Here is a 23,284-nt window from a genome sequence, read left to right on the forward strand (position 1 = left end):
AATGTTATGGAGATGACCGTAAATGGCATATGCATATAACAATGAAACACCCATTTATTATGAAACAGAAGGCAATGGTTTACCGATTCTTTTTATCCATCCACCTGGGATGGGACATGTAACCTTTACAAAGCAAAAAGAATTATCACGCTACTTTAAAGTGATCACATGTGATTTAAGAGGAAATGGCAGAAGTGATTATAGTGGAGATGCGATTTCAATGGAACTCATCGTTAGTGATCTCTTAGCTGTAATTAATGATGCAGGGGTTGAGAAAGTTGTACTTTGTGGCTATTCAAATGGAGGTTCAATTGCCCAGGAATTTGCATTATCCTATCCTGATCGTACGTCTGCATTAATTTTATGTGGTGGGTTTTCAGAAGTTAACAGCTTTGTCCTTAATAGCGAATTCAAGCTTGGAATTTTAACAACAAAGGCAAAATTTATGGGATTGTTAGCGAAAGTGCTGGCTAAAGCTCATTGGAAAGAAAAAGATTTACAAAAAGAGCATGAAGATTACATGCGTTGTACCAACCCTGAAGTGTTGTCCAAAACCTATATTGAAGGACTTTACTATAAATCAAGCAACCGTCTCCATGAACTAACGATCCCAATTTTACTCGTATATGGTGAAAGAGAATATTATATGCACCATTACCAGGATATATTTTTAAAAAACGTTAATGATGTTGAAATTGTATATGTTTCAAAATCATTGCATCAAGTTCCAACCAAACACTACCGAGAATTTAATCATTTACTGAAAGACTTTATAGAAAGAAAATTTGCTGTTACTAGTGGTTAGTAATAGGAAGTAGAAAAAAGCAGAAGCACATTGCCATTACGTGAGGCTAATGTGCTTTTTGTGGTTATTTGAGTTTAATTATTCCTCCTGCAATCCGTTGAAATCCACGGACTTTGGATAGCTCATAAAGTAACTTGATTAAGGCGAGATCTTTTTGTTTCGCCTCAATCATTACATCAAAATCTTGCTGCAGCTCTTTGGTTAGTTTCAGAAAAGGAAGCACGTAATCAAGCTCAACAAAATCATGGTGGCTGCGATATTGATCATTGGATTTTGGAGAGGAGAGATGAACTTTCGGAATGAAGTGTGTATGATTCCACGTTGAAAAAATATCAGGTAATAGATCTTCAAGTGGTTTTTCAGAAGGATTGGCAAGGTGATGATGGTAATCAAAGACAAGCGGGATCTTTTCCTTCTGACAAATTGCCAGTGTTTCCTCAGCCGTATACGTTTTATCATCGTTTTCTAATGTCATTTGCTGCTTGATTTCAAGAGGAAGCTGCTTAATATTTTCGTGAAATCGTTTAACTGCTTCGTCTTTGTTTCCGTAGGCTCCGCCGACATGGATGTTAAGTATTCCGGTCTCCGATAGACCCATGGCCTCTAATACATTGTAATGGTATGACATATCTGTTACAGCGTTTTTCGTAATTTTATCGTCTTTGCTTGTAAAGAGTGTGAATTGGTTGGGGTGAAAGCTTATTCGTAATTGATTCTTTTGGACAAGCCGTCCAATTTCCTTAAATTGTTCTTTAAAAGGAGAAAGATAGTCCCAATTTACATCTGGATGAGTGGCTAAGGGAACAATTGAAGATGAGAAACGATGTAATGGAAACTGATGAGCAATATTATAATGAAGTGCTCGTAATGTATTGGCTAAATTATTTCTAGTAATGGTAATAAGCTTTTCATGACGTTCTTCTTTGGAAAGCTGTCCCCATCTGGCAAAAGTCATTGTCTTAGATGGGGATGAGTCCCATAATCCTAATGCATTAGCTACAAAACCAAATCGAATTTTCATTTACAACAGCCCTGATACCCAAGTTGAAAATCGTTCTTTTCCACGATGAAAAAAAGAGCGGCTATTTAGTTTTTCGAGTGTTAGTTCCTCTGAAATAGCGATATCATTTTCTGTTTCTTGACGAACGAGCTCAATAAATTCTTTATCAAAAATGACGCAATTAATTTCATGATTGATATGAAAACTGCGCTTATCAAAATTCGCTGTGCCAACATCGCATAGATGATCGTCAATAATGAGTACTTTCGAATGGTAAAAACCGCGATAATAACGGTAAATGCGACATCCAGATTTCAAAAGCGGTCCGAAGTACGGGAAGGCTGCTTCCTTTACTAAAGGATGATCACCTTTTTTCGGAACAATTATCTTAACATAAACGCCTCTCTTTGCAGCATTTATTAATTCAGAATGCAAAGCATCCCCGGGGATAAAATAAGGGGAACCGATTGTAATCGATTTGTTTGCTTGATTCACTAAGCGCAAAAAGGTATCCTCCAAATAGCTTCCATCAGTAGGCAGAATCTTTAATTCGATGCTTCCTTTTGCGAGAGGAGGATAGTAGCCATCGCTGTTTAGCTGTTCTCCCCAAGCAATTTTCCAATCCTCAATAAATTGTTCCTGCAAGTCCTGAACACCATCTCCATCAATACGGAGATGGAAATCACGCCACGGACCAAACTTAGGGTCTCGTCCCAGATACTCATCACCTACGTTATAGCCGCCGATATAGCCAATCTTTCCGTCAATGACGGTTATTTTCCGATGGTTACGGCGATTTAACGTAAAAAAGAAATATGGAAACTTAGGAGAATGAGAATAGGCAAAGAGAACACCGGCTTTTTTTAATTCCTGCAATGTTGCTCGAGACAGCTTTGAGCCAATGCGGTCAACCAATAAACGGACGGTTACACCTTGTTTTGCTTTGGCCTTTAAATGGTCAAGTAATTTTTGGCCAATACTATCATCATTAATAATGTAAAAAAGCATATGAATATGATCATTTGCATTTTCAATTTTTTGAAACATATCAACGAAAAGGTCATGGCCATGGTCAAATAGCTGAACTTCACCATAACGAGTGACCTGCTTTCTGGGTTTTGCTTCACTTTTTTGTTTTTTCTTTCCTAAAGCAAAATCAATACGCAACCAGACGATAAGTAAAAATATGAGAAAGATTACGATCCACGCAGTCATTATTAGCCCCCTTGAATGTATCCGAATATTCTTATCGTTACTCTATTTTTTTATTATTTCCAAAAGCTGAAAAGTGATGATTAAAAATCCAAGGAAAAAAAATTTTTAAAAATTACTCCGACTGAATGCTCATTCAGTGTTTTTTTGTGTTATAATGACTTTACAAAATTAATTAAATTCAGAATATAGTATTTTTAAAGCGTTTTCGAGATACTAAATATTCTGAATTTAAAAGGGAAACCGTATCAAATGCAATTATTTTAATAATTTAATCGGATATTGAAAGGAGAGTTTTTTATGAGTTTTTTACCGTTATTAAATCTAATTTTGTTCTTAGCGGTAACAGGTTACGCAATCTATCTATTTGCGAAATTAGTAAAAACGAGGATTGAGTATATTAAGTTAGGGAAGAAAGTAGAATTTGATCGAACTGTAAAAGAACGTATTGATGCCATTCTTGTTAATGTGTTTGGTCAGAAAAAACTGATGAAAGACAAAAAGAGTGGAATCATGCATGTCATGTTTTTCTATGGTTTCTTAATGGTTCAATTTGGGGCCATTGATCTGATTTGGAAGGGAATTGTATTCGATTCTCATCTTCCATTAGGGCCGCTTTATCCAATATTCACTTTCTCACAAGAAATTGTTGTGTTAATGATTTTAGTTGCGACAATCTGGGGTTTTTATCGCCGTTACATTGAGAAACTTGTTCGTTTAAAGCGTAGTCTGCTTGCTGGACTAGTTTATATCTTTCTAACTGGATTAATGACGGCGACACTACTCGCCAATGGTATGGCACTGGTTTGGCACGGTCATGAGCCAACATGGTCAGAGCCAGTTGCATCTGCAATTGCAATTGCATTTGCGTGGTTACCAGAAACAGCGGCTGCAGCGTTGTTCTTTGTATTCTGGTGGCTGCACTTATTATTCTTACTTGCTTTCTTAGTGTATATCCCGCAAGGAAAACACGCTCACTTAATTGCCGGTATTGCGAACGTTTACCTAGGAAGAACACACAAAGTTGGCCAACTTGCTTCAATTGATTTTGAAGATGAAACAAAAGAAGAATTCGGAGTCGGGAAGATTGAAGACTTTAACCAAAAGCAATTAGTTGACTTATATGCCTGTGTTGAGTGTGGCCGATGTACAAATATGTGTCCGGCTACTGGAACAGGAAAAATGCTTTCACCAATGGATTTAATCGTCAAGTTACGTAATCACTTAACAGAAAAAGGGGCTGCGGTGACGTCAAAAGCAGCATGGGCACCGGAGTTTGCGTTCAGCAATACAAAAGCAAACCAGCTGGCGATGCAAGGAGCAGGAAACGCGGAAGCAGCTGCAACATTGGATTATGATGTGAGCCTTATTGGCGATGTTATTACAGAAGAGGAAATTTGGGCTTGTACAACGTGCCGTAACTGTGAAGATCAATGTCCAGTTATGAATGAGCACGTTGACAAAATTATTGATATGCGTCGTTACCTTGTATTAACAGAAGGAAAAATGGATGCTGATGCTCAGCGTGCAATTACAAACATCGAGCGTCAAGGTAACCCTTGGGGAATTAGCCGTAAAGAGCGTGAAAACTGGCGTGACGGTCGTGAAGACATTGACGTGCCAACAGTGAAGGAAATGGAGAAGAAAGGTGAAGAGTTTGAATACCTGTTCTTCGTTGGTTCAATGGGTTCATACGACAACCGCAGTCAGAAGATCGCTCAATCATTTGCAAGAGTCATGAATCTAGCAGGCGTGAAATTTGCGATTCTTGGAAACAAAGAGAAAAACTCTGGAGATACACCACGCCGAATCGGTAACGAGTTCTTATTCCAAGAACTGGCAAATGCCAACATTGAAACATTCAAAAAGCATGAGATTAAAAAGATTGTTACAACGGATCCTCATGCATATAACACGTTGAAAAATGAATACCCTGAATTCGGTCTGGAAGCAGAAGTGTTCCACCATACTGAATTACTGGATCAATGGATTAAAGAAGGAAAGCTTACACCGACAAAAGAAGTAAATGAAATTATTACGTACCACGATTCTTGTTATCTTGGACGTTACAATGAAGTTTATGAGCCGCCTCGTGATGTGTTAAAAGCGATTCCGGGCGTGCAGCTTGTAGAAGCATCTCGTCACCACGAAAACGGCATGTGCTGTGGAGCTGGTGGAGGTCTCATGTGGACAGAGGAAGACACTGGAACTCGTATTAACGTTGCTCGTACTGAACAAATTCTTGAGGCGAATCCGACAATGATCGGAAGCGGCTGTCCGTACTGCTTAACAATGATCAGTGATGGAACGAAGATGAAAGAAGTAGAAGATGACGTGAAGACGCTTGATATTGTAGAGATTTTAGAAAAATCACTAGTTGATCAAGAAAAAGAAATAGTTCAGTAGAATTTTTGTAGAAAATCATAGTATAATGTACTAGTAGAGTGAAAATTGTAAATGTTCAGGCTCCTCCGCGGATGTCTAGCTCCAGCACCTAGCCGCTCGAGGTCACTTCGGTCCGTCAAACGTGTCCAAAAAGCAGGACACTTTTTGTCGGCCCTCCAGTGCTTGTCGCGGCTAGCAAGGCGCTTGCGCTTTTCTATTGGAGTGAGCTTGAACCCTTTTCTTATGAAAGAGAATAGTTTTACGTTGGCATGAATAATGTGTAAAGTAGACAAAAAAGGAATTAACAGGCTGAACCATTACTCAAGACAATAGTAAAAAAGTGTCTCAGTTTTGAAAGCGCTTAGATTGTTATATTAATAGAATATTAGAGTGAGAGCTTGATCATTATATCAAGTTTTGGAAAATAGTCATTCCTGATTGAGCGTTCGCTCGAAGGCGTGAAGAAGAAAAGAACAAGCAATCAACTAGACTGACACCTTGTAACAGATAATGATATGAAGAATGAGGAGGAAGTGTTGAATGACAAAGACAGTGATTGTTAGTGGAGTACGTACACCTTTTGGGAAATTTGGTGGGGCATTAAGTAGTTTCAAAGCTGCAGAATTAGGCGGAATTGCCATTAAAGAAGCATTGGCTCGCGCCGAAGTGAATCCTAATGATGTTGATGAATTAATTATGGGAAATGTGCTGCAAGGCGGACAAGGACAAATCCCGTCAAGACAAGCGGGACATCATGGCGGCTTGCCTTGGAGTGTTCACACTGAAACAGTGAATAAAGTATGTGCATCAGGCCTGCGCAGTGTGACAATGGCTGACCAAATCATTCGTGTCGGTGATGGCGAAGTGATTGTCGCTGGTGGAATGGAATCAATGAGTAATGCACCATATTTTATGCCGAAAGCCCGTTGGGGACACCGTATGGGTGACGGTCAAGTCAAAGATCTAATGGTTCATGATGGTCTAACTTGTTCATTCAACGGCGTACATATGGGTACGTATGGAAATGATGTAGCCAAAGAATTAGAGCTTACGCGTGAAATGCAGGATGAGTGGGCTTATACAAGTCATCAACGTACAATCGCTGCTGTTGAGGCAGGTCGTTTAGCTGATGAAATCGTTGCAGTTGAAGTGCCTCAGCGTAAAGGTGATCCTATCATCGTTGACAAAGACGAGTCACCGCGTGCAGATACAACAGTTGAAACACTAACAAAGCTGAAGCCTGTATTCCAAGCTGACGGTACAATCACAGCAGGTAATGCACCGGGAGTCAACGATGGTGCGGCTGCACTCGTATTAATGTCAGAAGAGCGTGCCCAAAAAGAAGGGAAAGAAGTACTGGCGACAATTATTGGTCATACAGCACTTTCAATTGAAGCAGAGCAATTCCCGAAAACTCCGGGTCTTGTCATTAATGCACTTCTTGAAAAAACAGGGAAGAAGCTGGAAGAAATCGACCTATTTGAAGTAAATGAAGCGTTCGCAGCTGTTGCACTGGCAAGTGGAAAAATCGCCGGTCTTGATCCGGAAAAAGTGAACGTAAACGGTGGTGCCGTAGCATTAGGACATCCAATCGGAGCAAGTGGTGCACGCATCATCATCACACTCGCCCACGAATTAAAACGACGCGGCGGCGGCATCGGAATCGCCTCCATCTGCTCAGGCGGCGGCCAAGGCGATGCGATTATGATCGAGGTTAAAGGCAATTAATAATTTAGAATTAAGAATGTAGAATTTAGAATTACTTCTTTGGATAACTCATTGAGGTTTTTGGTACATCGAAGGAGATTCTTTCAAACCAATTCTACATTCTAAATTATAAATTCTAAATTAAAAAAGTCACCCAAGAACTACCGACAGTGAAGTTAATTATAAATTTTTAATTCTAATTTAATAGAAAAGGTGGTTTTTATATTGGACATTAAAAAAGTAATGGTTATTGGTGCAGGACAAATGGGATCTGGGATTGCTCAAGTACATGCGATGGCAGGCGTTGAAGTTTATCTTCATGACTTAAAAGATGATTTTGTACAGCGCGGAATGAATACAATTACAAAAAATCTTAGCCGTCAAGTTGAAAAAGGCAGAATGGAAGAAGCTGAGAAGGAAGCGATTCTTGCCCGTATTACACCATCTACAGATTTAAATAATGCAAAACACGTTGATCTAGTTGTTGAAGCAGCTGTTGAAAATATGGAGATTAAGAGCAACTTGTTCTCTCAACTGGATGAAATTGCTCCATCACATGCGATTTTAGCGACAAACACATCATCATTGCCAATTACAGAAATCGCTGCTGCAACGAAGCGTCCTGAGCAAGTAATCGGAATGCACTTCATGAATCCGGTACCGGTTATGAAACTAGTTGAGATCATTCGTGGTTTAGCGACTACAGATGAAGTGTATAACGCAATCGAAGACATGTCGAAGAAGCTAGGCAAAATCCCGGTTGAAGTAAATGACTTCCCAGGTTTCGTATCAAACCGTATTTTAATGCCAATGATCAACGAAGCGATTTATACAGTATTTGAAGGTGTAGCGACTCCTGAAGCGGTTGATGAAGTCATGAAATTAGGAATGAACCATCCAATGGGACCGTTAACACTTGCTGACTTTATCGGTTTAGATACTTGCCTTTACATTATGGAAACATTACATGAAGGATTCGGTGATGATAAATACCGCCCATGTCCATTACTTCGCAAATATGTGAAGGCTGGATGGTTAGGTAAGAAATCAGGACGTGGATTCTATCAATATAACTAATCATTGATTGAATAGAAGTGGAGTGAGAGAAATGGAATTACGTTTTACAGAAGAACAAGAAATGATGCGCAAAATGGTTCGTGATTTCGCAAACGACAGAATTGCTCCTTTTGTGGAACATATGGAGGAAACTGAAGAGTTTCCACGTCAGATTATTAAAGAAATGGCAGAGCTTGGTTTAATGGGGGTTCCGATTTCTGAAGAGTATGGCGGAGCGGGAATGGATTTTATCTCGTATATTATTGCGATCAATGAGCTCTCAAAAGTAAGTGCCACAGTCGGGGTTATTTTATCCGTTCATACGTCTGTTGGAACGAATCCGATTTTATACTTTGGGAACGAGGAACAAAAGCAAAAGTATGTGCCAAAGCTTGCGAGCGGTGAGTATTTAGGTGCATTCGGTTTAACTGAAACAAGTGCAGGCTCAGATGCAGCGAGCCTGCGCACTACTGCAGTGAAGAAGGATGGCCACTACGTATTAAACGGATCAAAAATCTTCATTACAAATGCCGGCGAAGCAGATACGTATGTAGTATTTGCAAGAACAAATCCAGAAGATACAAGCAGTAAAGGCGTATCTGCATTTATTGTTGAAAAAGATACACCTGGATTTACGGTTGGGAAGAAAGAGAGAAAAATGGGCTTACACGGCTCAAACACAAATGAACTCATTTTTGATAATTGCATCATCCCAGCAGAAAATCTGCTTGGTGAAGAAGGCATGGGCTTTAAGATTGCAATGGCGAACCTTGATGTAGGTCGTATCGGGATAGCAGCTCAAGCATTAGGTATTGCTGAAGCAGCGCTGGAAGCAGCACAACAATATGCAAAAGAGCGCAAACAATTTGGTAAACCAATTGGAGCTCAGCAGGGATTAGGGTTCAAACTTGCAGATATGGCAACAGCAGTAGAAGCTGCAAAGTTATTAGTATATCGTGCAGCATTCTTACGCTCTCAAGGTCTTCCATGTGGAAAAGAAGCAGCGATGGCAAAGCTGTTTGCTTCAAAAACAGCAATGGATGTTGCAATCGAAGCTGTTCAAGTATTCGGCGGCTACGGCTATACAAAAGAATACCCAGTTGAGCGCTACTTCCGCGATGCGAAAATCACGCAAATCTATGAAGGCACAAGCGAAATCCAACGCCTTGTTATTGGGAAACATTTACTAAATGATTAATTAAGAATGTAAAATTTAGAATGTAGAATTATTTCAGCGGATTCAGGTAGAAAAGATTCTCCTTAGAGTTACTTACAACAATTCTAAATTATAAATTATAAATTATAAATTCTAAATTGAGATAGGGGAGAGAGAAACATGTTTTTTAAATTAACTGATGAGCAAGAAATGATTAGAAAAATGGTTCGCGATTTTGCGAAGAATGAAGTAGAGCCAAGTGCTGAAGCACGTGATGAAGAAGAGCGTTTTGATCGTGAGCTTTTCGATATGATGGGTGAGTTAGGATTAACAGGAATTCCTTGGCCTGAAGAGTATGGTGGAATCGGAGCTGATTACTTAAGCTATGTTATTGCTGTAGAAGAGCTTTCAAGAGTATGTGCGTCAACAGGTGTAACATTATCAGCACACACATCATTAGCTGGATGGCCAATTTATAAATTTGGTAATGAAGAACAAAAGCAAAAGTTCCTTCGTCCAATGGCAGAAGGTAAGAAAATGGGTGCATATGGCTTAACTGAGCCAGGTGCAGGTTCGGACGCAGGTAACATGAAAACAACTGCAAAGCTGGATGGCGATGATTACATCATTAACGGATCAAAAATCTTTATTACAAATGCTGGTGAAGCAGAAATTTACGTTGTGTTTGCACTAACTGATCCTGAGAAGAAGCACAAAGGCTGCAGTGCATTTATCGTTGAAAAAGGAACACCTGGATTCTCGTTTGGTAAGAAAGAAAAGAAACTTGGGATCCGTTCATCTCCTACATTAGAGATTATTTTTGATAACTGCCGTGTACCGAAAGAAAACCTTCTAGGAAAAGAAGGAGAAGGTTTCAAAATTGCGATGATGACACTTGATGGCGGACGTAATGGTATTGCTGCTCAAGCAGTCGGAATTGCACAAGGTGCCCTTGATGCGTCTGTAGATTACGCAAAAGAGCGTAAGCAGTTTGGCAAACCAATTGGTGCGCAACAAGGAATTGGCTTTAAATTAGCAGATATGGCGACAAAGGTAGAAGCAGCAAGACTATTAACATATCAAGCAGCATGGCGCGAAAGTGAAGGACTTCCATACGGGAAAGAATCGGCAATGTCCAAGCTATTTGCAGGGGACACAGCAATGGAAGTAACAGTTGAAGCTGTTCAAGTATTTGGCGGCTACGGCTACACGAAGGATTATCCGGTAGAGCGTTACATGCGTGATGCGAAGATTACTCAAATCTATGAAGGAACAAATGAAGTTCAACGTCTTGTAATTTCAAAAATGCTTTTAGCTGACTAATCATTACTTTCTAAGAAGCGCCAAAATAAAAAAATAGAACTGGGCATTTCTGTTGAAGAAGTTGATGAGAGCAAAGCCAAACCGACCCGCATAAAGTAAAAGATAGTGGAGAGAGACTGAACGACTTTACAATAGGGGGAGGTAAAAGCTTGTTGAAGAAAAAGAATGTTCCTTCCATGGTGAAGGATCAAAAGCTGATCAAAAAACGTCGAGAGCAAATGATTCGTGGCGCAGTGACCTTATTTAAACAAAAAGGCTTTCACCGCACAACAACAAGGGAAATCGCTAAGGAATCAGGCTTTAGCATCGGTACCCTATATGAATATATTGGCTCAAAGGAAGATATTTTGTATTTAGTCTGTGACTCCATTTACGACGAGGTGAGCGAACGTTTGCTCAGACAACTGCCGCCTGATAAAGAGGGCCTCGATCGCCTGAAGCTGGCGATCGCCTCCTTTTTCAAAATTATTGATGTCATGCAGGATGAAGTTCTTGTCATGTATCAGGAGGCGAAGTCATTACCGAAAGAAGCGTTGCCTTACGTACTGCAAAAAGAGTATGAAATGACGAACATGTTTGAGCAGATTATCAAAGATTGCGTTGCAATGGGGCAGCTGGAACTGACAGATGAAGAAGTAGAATTATGGGCCAACAACATCATAATCCAAGGTCACATGTGGACCTTCAGACGCTGGTCTCTAAGAAAAAAATACACCCTCGAGCAATACACACAACTGCAGATCAAGCAATTGCTGAGGGAGAAAGCATGAAAAACGAATGTATAATTTATAATTTAGAATTTAGAATTATTTAAGTGAATTCAAGGTAGAAAAACTCCTCTGGGATTACTTACACCAATTCTAAATTCTAAATTTTCAATTCTAAATTAAGATATGGAGGTTTAGCATGGCTAACGTTGAAATTTATCGTCCGAAAAATCATGTTCGTTTTGTAACGGCATCAGCGCTATTTGATGGGCATGATGCTACGATTAATATAATGAGAAGAATTATTCAAAGTACTGGTGCTGAGGTTATTCACCTCGGACATAACCGTTCTGTTGAAGAAGTTGTGAATGCAGCGATTATGGAAGATGTGCAAGGGATTGCTGTAACATCTTACCAAGGTGGTCACGTTGAATATTTCAAATACATGTATGACCTCCTTCAAGAAAGAGGAGCAACACATATCAAAATTTTTGGCGGTGGTGGAGGTGTAATCATCCCTCCGGAAATTAAAGATCTTCATGAATATGGAATTGCTCGCATTTTCTCACCAGAGGATGGCCGTAAGCTTGGACTTCAAGGGATGATCAACATTATGGTTGAAGAATGTGATTTCCCAACTGTCAAAGACCTCACTAATGAGATTGAACTATTGAAGGAGAAGAATGTCCGCGCCGTTGCTCGTATGATTACACTTGCAGAAAATACGGAAGATGTGCAAGGTGAGGTAGCAGCAACAGCTGAACAAACGCTTACTCAACTAAAAGAACTTGCTGGCACTACTCCTGTACTTGGGATTACGGGTACTGGTGGGGCTGGAAAGAGTTCATTAACAGATGAGCTTGTTCGCAGATTTTTAAACGAGTTTCCAGAAAAAACTGTAGCGATCCTTTCGATTGACCCTACAAAGCAAAAAACAGGTGGAGCATTACTTGGTGACCGTATTCGTATGAATTCAATCAACACACCGCGTGTATTTATGAGAAGTTTAGCGACTCGTGGTTCAAAGACGGAAATCTCGAATGCGATTCGTGATGCGATCACTGTAACAAAAGCAGCTGGCTATGACCTTGTTATCGTTGAGACAAGTGGTATCGGCCAAGGTGATGCTGAAATTACTGAAATTTCAGATGTAGCAATGTATGTCATGACAAGTGAATTTGGTGCGCCATCTCAATTAGAGAAAATCGACATGATTGACTTTGCTGATATTATTGCGATCAATAAGTTCGAGCGCAAAGGCTCAGAAGATGCACTTAGAGATGTTAAGAAGCAATACCAGCGAAGCCGTAATCTCTTTGATGTAGATCCTGATACAATGCCTGTTTATGGTACAATTGCGAGTCAGTTTAATGACATCGGTACAAATACATTATTCGCTGCACTTGTTGATACAATCAATTCGAAGTGTGGAACTGAGTGGGAGACAAACATTGCCGTTAGTAAAGATGTTGTGAAAAAGAATAACATCATTCCAACTGATCGTACGCACTACTTAAATGAAATCGTCCAAACAGTACGCAATTACAAAATTTACACGGATGAGCAAGTTGAAATTGCTCGCAAAATGTTCCAAGTTACTGGTACAATCCAAGCACTTCAAGACTTGAATGCTGAAGAGAACGAAAGCACAATCAAGCAGCTTGAAGGCGTTAAAGCTCATTATGAAAGTAAACTGCACCCAGAAGCAAAAGCTATCCTTGATAACTGGGATGCGTTAAAAGAAAAGTATTCAGGTACACAATTCGTGACAAAAGTTCGTGACAAAGAAATTGTTACTGAGTTAACAACGAAGAGTTTATCAGGTCTTGATATTCCAAAGGTTGCGCTTCCGAAGTTTGAAGATTGGGGCGAAATTTTAAAATGGTCGCTTAAAGAAAACGTTCCAGGTTCATTCCCTTACACTGCGGGAGTATTCCCATTCAAACGTAAAGGTGAAGATCCAAAACGTCAATTCGCTGGTGAAGGAACACCTGACCGTACAAACCGTCGTTTCCACTACTTATCAAAAGACGACGATGCAAAGCGTTTAAGTACAGCATTTGACTCTGTAACACTTTATGGTCAAGATCCAGATTATCGTCCGGATATCTTTGGGAAAATCGGTGAGAGTGGAGTAAGTGTGTGTACACTAGATGACATGAAGAAGCTATATGCAGGCTTTGATCTTTGTGCTCCGTCAACATCTGTTTCAATGACAATCAATGGTCCAGCGCCAATCATCCTTGCGATGTTCATGAACACAGCCATCGCTCAACAAATTGAGAAATTTGAGGCTGAAAAAGGTCGTGAAGCAACAGATGCAGAAAAAGCGGAAATCAAAAAGATTACGCTAGCAACTGTTCGTGGAACAGTTCAAGCGGACATTTTAAAAGAAGACCAAGGACAAAATACGTGTATCTTCTCAACTGAGTTTGCACTACGTATGATGGGTGATATTCAAGCGTACTTTATTCAAAACCAAGTACGAAACTACTATTCTGTTTCGATCTCTGGCTATCATATTGCTGAAGCAGGAGCAAACCCTATCAGTCAGTTAGCATTCACACTTGCAAATGGATTCACATTTGTTGAGTACTATTTAAGCCGTGGAATGAAGATTGATGACTTTGCACCAAACCTTTCGTACTTCTTCAGTAACGGTCTGGATCCTGAATATGCTGTACTTGGACGTGTAGCAAGAAGAATCTGGTCAACAACAATGAAGAACAAATATCGTGCAAACGAGCGCAGCCAGAAGTTAAAGTATCATATCCAAACATCAGGACGTTCACTACACGCACAGGAAGTTGACTTTAACGATATCCGTACAACGCTACAAGCGTTAATGGCGATTTATGATAACTGTAACTCACTTCATACGAACGCATACGACGAAGCGATTACAACACCAACGGAAGAATCAGTACGTCGTGCAATGGCGATTCAAATGATCATTACAAAAGAGCTAGGCTTAGCGAAGAACGAAAACTCGCTTCAAGGTTCATTCATCATCGATGAGTTAACAGACCTTGTTGAAGAGGCAGTACTACAAGAACTGCAACGTATCAATGACCGCGGTGGCGTACTAGGCGCAATGGAAACACAATATCAACGTGGAAAAATCCAAGAAGAGTCTATGTACTATGAAATGAAGAAGCATGATGGCAGTCTTCCAATTATCGGGGTGAACACGTACCTAAATCCAAACGCACCTTCAGAAGAAGAGTTCGAAATGGAGTTAGCTCGTGCATCGAAGGAAGAAAAAGAATCGCAAATTATTAATCTACGTGCCTTCCAAGAGAAGCATGCAGATAAAACAGAGGTTGCCTTAAAACGTCTTCAAGAAGTAGCTGTATCAGGCGGAAACGTCTTTGAAGAGCTAATGGAAACTGTAAAAGTTGCCAGCCTGGGTCAAATCTCAAACGCCCTCTACCAAGTAGGCGGACAATATCGAAGAAATATGTAATATGTTCTTTAGAAGAAATAGAGGGGGACCTCTATTTCTTTCTTTTTACATGAATTAAGAAGTTTAGAGTTTAGAGTGTAGAGTTTAGAGTTGAGGGCTGAGGGGAAAGCTTCGAGGGAATGTAGAATGTAGAATGTAGAATTAAGGTCTATAAGAATAGCTTCGAAGTATCTCTTTCAAACAACTCTAAATTCTACACTCTAAACTCTACACTAAAAAAACATCAATGAAGATACATACACCAATTCTAAATTCTAAATTTTAAATTCTAAATTAAAAAAGGGTTTACTAGCATATTGTTTTCATTTATGTTTATAATGGAAGGTATGATTTTCCTGTTTTCTAGTCAATATAGAAGGTAATGGACAAATACATAAGTTAAAAATTACTGGTTCAACTTTTACAATAAAATAGACAAGTGATAAGAGTAGAAAGGAAGTGCTTAGCCTTGAGTTTTGTTGATAATTATAGCAAAGAAGAAATTGAAGAAATGTCGATGGTTGAGGTTGCATATGAATTAATGAAAGAGAATAAACAACCGTTTGTATATTATGACCTGATGAAAAAAGTTGCCGAAATTAAAGGGATGACTGAAGATGAAGTGAAAGATCGCACGTCATTTTTGTATACGGATTTAAACGTTGATGGTCGCTTTCTTTGCCTGGGAGAGACGCGTTGGGGACTTCGCAGCTGGTATCCGTTTGAACAAAGTGAAGAGGATATTACAACAGGAAAATCGAAAAAGAAGAAAGCTTCTGATGATGATTTAGATGATGATGAATTCCTTGATGATGATGAGTTGTTCGATCATGAAGAGGATGATTTTGAGGATTTAGAAGATGAGTTAGACGACATCGACGGTGATGATGATGATGCTGATGATGACGATTTTGATGACACTGATGATGAAGATTTCGATAGTGACTTTGATGAAGACGATGATGTTCTAAAATAAATTTTTGATTTACTTGACTTTTAATTAGTGAGTAAAGTAAAATCAATTTTGGGCTTTTGAAAAAGTTTTATTAAATGAATATATATAAGCGATTAAACGATACGAAAAGCAAAAGTAGGCCCCCTTTTTATATAAGGGATTGCTGTCACTTTTGTTTTTTTTTTGTATTTTATCTGGTAAGAGTGTAGAAAATCATAACATGAGCTTATGATTGGCAGTATACAAAGAATGATTGAAAGAAGGGGTAACAGAATGGCAACGAAGTATATATTTGTAACTGGTGGCGTCGTATCATCTTTAGGAAAAGGAATTACCGCAGCTTCACTAGGACGCTTACTAAAAAATAGAGGGCTGAAAGTAACAATTCAAAAATTTGATCCATATATTAACGTTGACCCGGGTACAATGAGTCCTTATCAGCATGGGGAGGTTTTTGTAACGGATGACGGTGCTGAAACAGATTTAGACTTAGGTCACTATGAGCGTTTTATTGATATTAACTTAAGTAAAAACAGTAATGTTACAACAGGGAAAATTTACTCAACTGTATTAAAGAAAGAGCGCCGTGGTGATTATTTAGGTGGAACGGTTCAAGTTATTCCACATGTCACAAACGAAATTAAAGAGCGTGTCTTCCGTGCTGGCCGTGAGACGAGCCCAGACGTCGTAATTACTGAAATTGGGGGGACTGTTGGTGATATTGAGTCGCTGCCGTTCCTAGAGGCGATTCGCCAAATTAAAAGCGATGTAGGCGTTAATAATGTAATGTACATCCATTGTACACTGATCCCATATTTAGCAGCAGCTGGCGAAATGAAATCAAAGCCGACACAGCATAGTGTAAAAGAGCTGCGCAGTCTGGGAATTCAACCAAACGTCATTGTCGTTCGTACAGAAAAACCAGTACCAGATGATATGAAGGAAAAAATCGCCTTATTCTGTGATATTGAAAAAGAAGCTGTAATTGAAGCGCGTGATGCAGAAACTCTTTATCAAGTGCCGTTAGAATTACAAGCACAAAAGCTGGATAAGTATGTTTGTGACTACTTAAAATTAAACTGTAATGAAGCAGACATGACTGAGTGGAAAGCACTTGTTAACAAAGTAACAAACCTTTCGGGTACAACAAAAATTGCCTTAGTAGGGAAGTATGTAGCCCTTCCTGATGCGTATTTATCTGTAGCAGAATCATTAAAGCACGCTGGTTATGCGTTTGATACAGATATCGAAATCAAGTGGATTAATTCCGAAGAAGTGAATGCTGAAAATGCAGCTGAGTTACTATCGGATGTAGATGGTATTTTAGTACCAGGTGGTTTTGGAGACCGTGGTGTTGAAGGGAAAATTACTGCGATCCAATATGCCCGTGAAAACAAAGTGCCATTCTTAGGAATTTGTCTTGGAATGCAGTTAGCAACAGTAGAATATGCCCGTAACGTATTAGGTCTACATGGAGCGCATTCTGCTGAACTTAATCCTGAGACGAAATATCCAATCATTGACTTATTGCCAGAACAGAAGGACATTGAGGACCTTGGCGGTACGCTTCGTTTAGGATTATATCCTTGTAAGTTGCAACAGGACTCAGTTGCGCACCAAGCTTATAGTGAACAAGTTGTTTATGAACGTCATCGTCATCGTTATGAGTTTAACAATGAATTCCGTGATGCAATGGAAAAAGCGGGACTTACGTTCTCCGGGACAAGCCCTGATGGTCGTCTAGTTGAAATTATTGAAATTGCCGATCACCCATGGTTTGTCGCAACACAATTCCATCCGGAGTTTGTCTCGCGTCCAACGAGACCACAACCACTTTTCAGAGAATTTATCAATGCATCAATCTTAACGAAAGAATAATGACAAAGTCTGAATGGCTCTTCGCTGTTCAGACTTTTTTTAATTAATTTGGGGAATTTTAAATATATATGGCATTTTTAGAAGGAAAAAGGTGGGAAGTGGCGAATAGTTTTAAGATAAGATTTTGATACCGTTACAGATTCACGAAAAGAGGGAAGATAATGTCAAAAAAAATTTTAATAGTAGATGACCAATATGGAATTCGTGTTTTATTAAATGAAATTTTTCAAAAGGATGGCTATACTACCTTCCAGGCAGCAAACGGTGTTCAAGCACTAACAACTGTGGAGAATGATATGCCCGACTTAGTAATCTTGGATATGAAAATTCCGGGTATGGATGGACTGGAAATTTTAAAACGTCTTAAAGAAATTAATAAGGACATTCAAGTGATTATGATGACAGCATACGGCGAACTAGACATGATTAACGAAGCGATGGATCTCGGAGCAGTGACTCACTTCGCCAAACCATTCGACATCGACGAAGTAAGAGACGTAGTGAAGAAACAACTGAATGTATAATTTAGAATTGATAATTTAGAATTTAGAATTGGTGAAAGTAAATCAAAGTAGAATCTTCTTGAATCTGCTAAATAATTCTACATTCTAAATTCTAAATTCTACATTAAAACAATCCCTCCTTGGAACTTATGCTATAATATGGTGATAGGTCTTTTTTATGGAATTTGTGTAATACATAATGCAACAGATCGAAGGGGAACCTTTACTTAGTATGACATTCAGCAATTTCAGAGATCAAGAAGACCCATCTCATAAATTGTTCAATTTAAAAGGAGGATTTTTTATAATGCCTTTAGTTTCAATGAAAGAAATGCTTGAGAAAGCCAAAGCAGAAGGTTATGCAGTTGGTCAGTTTAATATTAATAACCTGGAGTATACGCAGGCAATTTTGCAAGCGGCGCAAGAAGAAAACTCACCTGTTATTCTTGGAGTATCCGAGGGTGCAGCACGATATATGGGCGGATTTAAGCTTGTTGTAAGTATGGTTAAAGCATTAATGGAAGAATACAAAACAACGGTACCAGTGGCCATCCACCTTGATCATGGTTCGAGCTTTGAGAAATGTGTGGAAGCAATGTACGCTGGTTTCACATCAGTAATGATTGACGGTTCACATCACCCGCTAGAAGAGAACATTGCGTTAACAAAGCGCGTTGTTGATGTTGCTCATACGCTAGGAATCTCAGTTGAGGCTGAGCTTGGCCGTATTGGCGGACAAGAAGATGATTTAGTGGTTGAAGAAGCAGAAGCTGCTTATGCAATCCCTTCTGAGTGTGATCAATTAGTACGTGAAACAGGTGTTGATTGCTTTGCCCCAGCGTTAGGGTCAGTTCATGGACCATACAAGGGTGAACCAAACCTAGGCTTTGACCGTATGAAAGAAGTCATGGAGCTTACAGGTGTACCACTTGTTCTTCACGGTGGAACAGGAATTCCATTGAAGGATATTCAAAAAGCCATTTCACTTGGAACGGCCAAAATTAACGTAAACACAGAAAACCAAATTACATCTACAAAAACATTACGCGAAGTTTTAGCTGAAAAGCCTAATGAATATGATACACGTAAATTCTTAGGACCAGTTCGTGAAACAATCAAACAAACAGTAATCGGCAAAATGCGTGAATTCGGTTCATCACAAAAAGCGTAAACCTGAGTTAAGAGTTGAGAGTTTAGAGTTTAGAGTTACATACACTCGACTCAAACTTTCAGCTCTTCTCTTTTATAATGTAAAATGTAATATTCTCAGCGAATTCAAAGAAGTTTTTAATGTAGAATTTAGAATTTAGAATGTAGAATTAAAGGCTGCAGGAAGAACTTCGAAGCATTTCTTTCAAGCAATTCTATATTCTACATTCTAAATTCTACATTCTATTAACACCGAAGAAAAGCCCACACCATCTCTAAACTCTACACTATAAATTCTAAACTAATTTGAAAGGGTGTTTTACGATGAAATTTTTTATTGATACAGCTAATTTAGAAGAGATACGTCAAGCTAATGAGTTAGGCATTCTTGCTGGTGTCACAACGAATCCGTCTCTTGTAGCAAAGGAAGGTATAGACTTTCATACGCGTTTGAAAGAAATTACTGAGGTCGTTTCTGGATCGGTCAGTGCAGAGGTTATTTCTCTCGAAGCAGAAGGTATGATCAAAGAGGGGAAAGAATTAGCAAAGATTGCTCCAAATATTACGATTAAAGTACCGATGACATTAGAAGGGCTAAAAGCTGTTCGTACATTCCATGATGAAGGAATCACGACGAATGTGACTCTTGTCTTCTCAGCCGTTCAAGCATTGTTAGCAGCAAGAGCTGGCGCTACATACGTTTCTCCTTTCCTCGGTCGTCTTGATGATATCGGGCATAATGGCTTAGACCTTATTTCGCAAATCGCAGAGATGTTTGCCGTTCATGATATCGATACAGAGATTATTGCAGCATCAATCAGACATCCACTTCACGTATCTGAAGCAGCACTGCGCGGTGCACATATTGCCACAATTCCGTATAACGTCATAACACAATTAGTACGCCATCCATTAACAGATCAAGGTATCGAGAAATTTTTAGCTGATTGGAACAAGCGATAGCAATTTTTTGGCTAGTAAATACCTTTTTTGAAGCCTGGCAGCCCCAAATTGAGAAGCACCTTTTCTAACGACTCAAAGAGAATGGTGCTTTTCAATATGAGCATGAAAAAAGTATAATAGTACCGTACATGATTTTACTAAACTTGGTTATACTGTTTGATAAATTTCGTTTTTTACTTTATTGTAAATTATTAGTATAAAAATACGAAAAACGAAAATATTGTTTCGTGTTCCATAAGATTTTCTAATCTCATTTAATTTTTGTTACATTTCTATTGGCAACACAGACCGGAAGTGAGATAACCGATAAGAAGGGAAGCTGTTATGGAAAAATTAATGATTAAAGGTGGATATCCACTCGAAGGAAAAGTTCAAATAAGTGGTGCTAAGAATAGTGCTGTTGCGTTAATCCCGGCAGCAATTCTTGCAGATTCTACAGTGACAATCGATAATTTACCGTCAATTTCGGATGTGCAAACTTTATCAGAATTACTTGAAGAAATTGGTGGGAAAGTTACGTTAGAGGGTGATACGTTAACTGTACATCCGGAAAGTATGATTTCGATGCCATTACCAAATGGCCGAGTAAAAAAGCTGCGTGCTTCCTATTACTTAATGGGAGCGATGTTAGGTAAATTTAAAAAGGCGGTTATTGGACTGCCGGGTGGCTGTAACTTGGGGCCAAGACCAATTGATCAACATATTAAAGGTTTTGAGGCTCTTGGAGCAAGAGTGACCAATGAGCAAGGAGCTATTTATTTGCGTGCCGATGAACTGAAAGGGGCACGTATCTATTTGGATGTTGTCAGTGTAGGAGCAACGATTAATATTATGTTAGCTGCTGTTCGAGCTAAAGGAAGAACGATTATTGAAAATGCAGCGAAAGAACCAGAAATCATTGATGTTGCAACGCTATTAACAAGTATGGGCGCCCAAATAAAAGGAGCAGGAACGGATGTCATCCGCATTGATGGTGTTGATAAGTTACATGGGTGCCGACATTCGATTATACCGGACCGTATTGAAGCCGGAACCTATATGATTATCGCAGCGGCAATGGGGCAACAAGTCTTAATTGATAATGTTATCCCTCATCATGTCGAGTCATTAATTGCCAAGCTTAGAGAAATGGATGTTGTTGTTCGCACTTTTGATGACCAAATCTTAATTGAAAGTGGCAGAAACCTTAAGGGGGTTGATGTAAAAACCCTCGTATATCCCGGCTTTCCGACTGATTTACAGCAACCTTTTACAAGCTTATTAACGAAAGCTGAAGGTACTAGTATTGTTACCGATACGATTTACAATGCCAGGTTCAAGCATGTTGATGAGCTAAGAAGAATGGGCGCAAATGTAAAAGTAGAAGGACGTTCAGCTCTAGTAAACGGACCTGTGCAATTGCAAGGAGCCAAAGTGAAAGCAAGTGACTTACGTGCTGGTGCAGCCTTAATTGTAGCTGGTTTAATGGCTGAAGGAATTACTGAAATCTCAGGCTTGGAACATATTGATCGCGGATACGAATCTCTTGAAGAAAAACTCCTGGGAATTGGCGCCAAAGTTTGGCGTGAAAATTTAGGGAGTGAAGAGCTGGAACGTGTGGAAACAACGTAATAAAGTTGGAGAGTTGGGTTAGGATACGGCTGGTTAAGGTCTCGGTTTCTAATCAACTAACAGCTGAATAAAACATAATAGGGGGAGAGGGATTTGGAAAGAAGCTTAACAATGGAATTAGTTCGTGTTACAGAAGCGGCAGCGCTAGCCTCGGCTAGATGGATGGGGCGTGGAAACAAAGAAGAAGCGGATAGAGCAGCAACGGAAGCTATGCGTAATGTTTTTGATACGGTACCAATGAAAGGAACTGTCGTCATTGGTGAAGGTGAAATGGATGAAGCACCGATGCTTTATATTGGGGAGAAATTAGGCACTGGGTATGGGCCACGTGTCGATGTTGCAGTTGATCCATTGGAAGGCACGAACATCGTTGCCAATGGTGATTGGAATGCATTAGCAGTGTTAGCTGTTGCCGACCATGGGAATCTCTTGCATGCTCCTGATATGTATATGGACAAAATTGCCGTTGGACCAGAATCTGTAGGAAAGGTCGATATTAATGCTCCAGTTATCGATAATTTAAGAGCGGTAGCCAAAGCAAAGAATAAAGATATTTCTGATGTAGTTGTTGCCATTTTAAACCGTGAGCGCCATGCGCAGATTATTCATGAAATTCGAGAAAGCGGAGCGAGAATTAAGCTTATGCAAGATGGTGATGTTGCTGCGGCCATAAATACGGCATTTGATGATACTGGTGTTGACATGCTCCTTGGCTCTGGCGGCGCTCCTGAAGGTGTCATCGCGGCTGTTGCTCTGAAATGTCTGGGTGGAGAACTTCAAGGAAAGCTTTTACCGCAGTCAGATGAGGAGCTGGAACGTTGTAAGAAAATGGGCATTGAAGATGTAAACCGTGTCTTACTGATGGAAGACCTTGTTAAAGGTGATGATGCCATTTTTGCTGCGACAGGCGTAACTGATGGCGAGTTACTGAAAGGTGTTCGTTACAAAGGGGCAACCGGAACGACGCAATCCGTTGTCATGAGAGCAAAATCAGGGACAGTTCGTTTTATTGATGGAAAGCATAGCTTCAAGAAAAAGCCCGATCTAGTCATTCGGCCATAAGAATAAAGATGAAGAAGCGATTTTGAACTCATAGCTTGCTAGAGAAAAATCGCTTTTTTCTATTATTTTACAAAAAATAAAAACAAACGTTCCTGTTTGTGTTATAATGATGATATTAGTTAAAATTTATCAACATTTTTGAACATTTTACTTGAATAAATAATAATAATTTGGTTAAAATAAGTATTGCAACCCTTGTATTTTTAACTTACTAATCTCTTCTTCTTATTCACCCTTCAAAAGTGAAAAGATCCTTCAGTATATTTTTTCAACCGCTAGTTCTACCATTTCTTTTTTCTAAGCATTTTTTCTTTCGAATTTATTTCTTATTTTTATTTTTTATAGAAGCAAGTCAGTGCATATTGTA

General features: G+C 39.3%; 17 protein-coding genes. 15 read left to right on the forward strand and 2 right to left on the reverse strand.

The window, feature by feature from the left end; genetic code table 11:
* Positions 1 to 22: 22 nt before the first annotated feature.
* Positions 23 to 805 carry an alpha/beta fold hydrolase gene (locus tag ACJ2A9_RS15310; RefSeq protein ID WP_441422538.1) on the forward strand — a complete coding sequence of 261 codons (783 nt, stop codon included), beginning with the start codon at positions 23 to 25 and terminating at the stop codon, positions 803 to 805.
* Between the two features lie 64 nt (positions 806 to 869).
* Here ACJ2A9_RS15310 and uvsE read toward each other — a convergent pair whose 3' ends face one another.
* A complete protein-coding gene (gene uvsE, locus ACJ2A9_RS15315) occupies positions 870 to 1,826 on the reverse strand; it encodes a UV DNA damage repair endonuclease UvsE (protein WP_441422539.1) in 957 nt (318 codons plus the stop codon).
* Complete coding sequence (gene cls / locus ACJ2A9_RS15320; RefSeq protein ID WP_441422540.1) at positions 1,827 to 3,020, reverse strand: cardiolipin synthase; 1,194 nt, start codon at positions 3,018 to 3,020, stop codon at positions 1,827 to 1,829. It abuts the gene before it with no gap.
* 297 nt (positions 3,021 to 3,317) lie between these two features.
* Here cls and ACJ2A9_RS15325 point away from each other — a divergent pair, with 297 nt between their 5' ends.
* The 14 genes from ACJ2A9_RS15325 (at position 3,318) to glpX (ending at position 22,917) form a co-directional block, all read left to right on the forward strand.
* On the forward strand, positions 3,318 to 5,423 hold the full coding sequence (locus tag ACJ2A9_RS15325) for a heterodisulfide reductase-related iron-sulfur binding cluster (RefSeq protein WP_441422541.1): 2,106 nt from the start codon (positions 3,318 to 3,320) through the stop codon (positions 5,421 to 5,423).
* Between the two features lie 519 nt (positions 5,424 to 5,942).
* Positions 5,943 to 7,130 (forward strand): acetyl-CoA C-acetyltransferase, encoded by a 1,188-nt coding sequence (locus tag ACJ2A9_RS15330; RefSeq protein ID WP_441422542.1) that lies wholly within the window; start codon positions 5,943 to 5,945, stop codon positions 7,128 to 7,130.
* 204 nt (positions 7,131 to 7,334) lie between these two features.
* Positions 7,335 to 8,186, forward strand: a complete 852-nt coding sequence (locus tag ACJ2A9_RS15335; protein ID WP_441422543.1) for a 3-hydroxybutyryl-CoA dehydrogenase — start codon at positions 7,335 to 7,337, stop codon at positions 8,184 to 8,186.
* 31 nt (positions 8,187 to 8,217) lie between these two features.
* On the forward strand, positions 8,218 to 9,363 hold the full coding sequence (locus ACJ2A9_RS15340; RefSeq protein WP_441422544.1) for an acyl-CoA dehydrogenase: 1,146 nt from the start codon (positions 8,218 to 8,220) through the stop codon (positions 9,361 to 9,363).
* A 138-nt stretch (positions 9,364 to 9,501) separates the two neighbouring features.
* Positions 9,502 to 10,644, forward strand: coding sequence for an acyl-CoA dehydrogenase (locus tag ACJ2A9_RS15345; RefSeq protein ID WP_441422545.1), 1,143 nt, complete (start codon positions 9,502 to 9,504; stop codon positions 10,642 to 10,644).
* Positions 10,645 to 10,796: 152 nt separating this feature from the next.
* Positions 10,797 to 11,414, forward strand: coding sequence for a TetR/AcrR family transcriptional regulator (locus tag ACJ2A9_RS15350; protein WP_441422605.1), 618 nt, complete (start codon positions 10,797 to 10,799; stop codon positions 11,412 to 11,414).
* Positions 11,415 to 11,550: 136 nt separating this feature from the next.
* Positions 11,551 to 14,817 (forward strand): fused isobutyryl-CoA mutase/GTPase IcmF, encoded by a 3,267-nt coding sequence (gene icmF, locus ACJ2A9_RS15355; protein ID WP_441422546.1) that lies wholly within the window; start codon positions 11,551 to 11,553, stop codon positions 14,815 to 14,817.
* A gap of 448 nt (positions 14,818 to 15,265) precedes the next feature.
* Positions 15,266 to 15,772, forward strand: a complete 507-nt coding sequence (rpoE, locus tag ACJ2A9_RS15360) for a DNA-directed RNA polymerase subunit delta (protein WP_441422547.1) — start codon at positions 15,266 to 15,268, stop codon at positions 15,770 to 15,772.
* 252 nt (positions 15,773 to 16,024) lie between these two features.
* A complete protein-coding gene (locus ACJ2A9_RS15365) occupies positions 16,025 to 17,629 on the forward strand; it encodes a CTP synthase (protein ID WP_441422548.1) in 1,605 nt (534 codons plus the stop codon).
* Between the two features lie 161 nt (positions 17,630 to 17,790).
* Positions 17,791 to 18,153, forward strand: coding sequence for a response regulator (locus ACJ2A9_RS15370; protein ID WP_441422549.1), 363 nt, complete (start codon positions 17,791 to 17,793; stop codon positions 18,151 to 18,153).
* Between the two features lie 286 nt (positions 18,154 to 18,439).
* Entirely contained in the window at positions 18,440 to 19,303 is an 864-nt protein-coding gene (fba, locus tag ACJ2A9_RS15375) for a class II fructose-1,6-bisphosphate aldolase (protein ID WP_441422550.1), read from the forward strand.
* A 302-nt stretch (positions 19,304 to 19,605) separates the two neighbouring features.
* A complete protein-coding gene (gene fsa / locus ACJ2A9_RS15380) occupies positions 19,606 to 20,244 on the forward strand; it encodes a fructose-6-phosphate aldolase (protein WP_441422551.1) in 639 nt (212 codons plus the stop codon).
* Positions 20,245 to 20,568: 324 nt separating this feature from the next.
* Positions 20,569 to 21,855 carry a UDP-N-acetylglucosamine 1-carboxyvinyltransferase gene (locus ACJ2A9_RS15385; RefSeq protein WP_441422552.1) on the forward strand — a complete coding sequence of 429 codons (1,287 nt, stop codon included), beginning with the start codon at positions 20,569 to 20,571 and terminating at the stop codon, positions 21,853 to 21,855.
* Between the two features lie 93 nt (positions 21,856 to 21,948).
* On the forward strand, positions 21,949 to 22,917 hold the full coding sequence (gene glpX / locus ACJ2A9_RS15390; protein WP_441422553.1) for a class II fructose-bisphosphatase: 969 nt from the start codon (positions 21,949 to 21,951) through the stop codon (positions 22,915 to 22,917).
* The last annotated feature ends 367 nt before the right edge of the window (positions 22,918 to 23,284 follow it).

Origin of the sequence: Anaerobacillus sp. MEB173, from assembly GCF_052119505.1 — a bacterium.
Lineage (GTDB): Bacteria > Bacillota > Bacilli > Bacillales > JBJMAU01 > JBJMAU01.

Excerpts from the sequence above, each read along its gene's own strand:
- ACJ2A9_RS15310 (WP_441422538.1), top strand. The coding sequence starts at position 23 with ATGGCATATGCATATAACAATGAAACACCCATTTATTATGAAACAGAA.
- ACJ2A9_RS15370 (WP_441422549.1), top strand. The coding sequence starts at position 17,791 with ATGTCAAAAAAAATTTTAATAGTAGATGACCAATATGGAATTCGTGTT.
- icmF (WP_441422546.1), top strand. The coding sequence starts at position 11,551 with ATGGCTAACGTTGAAATTTATCGTCCGAAAAATCATGTTCGTTTTGTA.
- ACJ2A9_RS15365 (WP_441422548.1), top strand. The coding sequence starts at position 16,025 with ATGGCAACGAAGTATATATTTGTAACTGGTGGCGTCGTATCATCTTTA.
- ACJ2A9_RS15330 (WP_441422542.1), top strand. The coding sequence starts at position 5,943 with ATGACAAAGACAGTGATTGTTAGTGGAGTACGTACACCTTTTGGGAAA.
- ACJ2A9_RS15345 (WP_441422545.1), top strand. The coding sequence starts at position 9,502 with ATGTTTTTTAAATTAACTGATGAGCAAGAAATGATTAGAAAAATGGTT.
- fba (WP_441422550.1), top strand. The coding sequence starts at position 18,440 with ATGCCTTTAGTTTCAATGAAAGAAATGCTTGAGAAAGCCAAAGCAGAA.
- ACJ2A9_RS15325 (WP_441422541.1), top strand. The coding sequence starts at position 3,318 with ATGAGTTTTTTACCGTTATTAAATCTAATTTTGTTCTTAGCGGTAACA.
- uvsE (WP_441422539.1), bottom strand. The coding sequence starts at position 1,826 with ATGAAAATTCGATTTGGTTTTGTAGCTAATGCATTAGGATTATGGGAC.
- ACJ2A9_RS15385 (WP_441422552.1), top strand. The coding sequence starts at position 20,569 with ATGGAAAAATTAATGATTAAAGGTGGATATCCACTCGAAGGAAAAGTT.
- ACJ2A9_RS15340 (WP_441422544.1), top strand. The coding sequence starts at position 8,218 with ATGGAATTACGTTTTACAGAAGAACAAGAAATGATGCGCAAAATGGTT.
- cls (WP_441422540.1), bottom strand. The coding sequence starts at position 3,020 with ATGACTGCGTGGATCGTAATCTTTCTCATATTTTTACTTATCGTCTGG.
- fsa (WP_441422551.1), top strand. The coding sequence starts at position 19,606 with ATGAAATTTTTTATTGATACAGCTAATTTAGAAGAGATACGTCAAGCT.